This window comes from Psychrobacter sp. TB55-MNA-CIBAN-0194, from assembly GCF_040309505.1.
Lineage (GTDB): Bacteria > Pseudomonadota > Gammaproteobacteria > Pseudomonadales > Moraxellaceae > Psychrobacter > Psychrobacter fozii.
In genome coordinates this window covers 1-258 of record NZ_JBEOOW010000488.1, presented here as the reverse complement: position 1 = coordinate 258, position 258 = coordinate 1, and the positions used below count along the sequence as shown (strand labels likewise).

Here is a 258-nt window from a genome sequence, read left to right as displayed (position 1 = left end):
CAACAAGACGCCATTATTATTACCGAAACCAATATCCCTAACCCTCAAAACTTGACCTATTTTGGTAATGCTAACGAAGCCCACAGCATTTATAACTTTTCACTGCCACCATTGTTGATCAACAGCCTTATTACCGGTAGTTGCTTGTACTTAAAGCGTTGGCTTATGAGCATGCCGCCCGCACAAGATGGCACAACCTACTTTAATTTTATTGCCTCCCACGATGGCATCGGCCTTCGCCCAGCAGAGGGGTTACTC

The 258-nt window shown here is 45.3% G+C and carries 1 pseudogene; it reads left to right on the top strand.

Annotated elements, in window-relative coordinates:
- Positions 1-258 (top strand): annotated as a pseudogene (locus tag AAEY75_RS16010) (hypothetical protein); the annotation flags it as partial.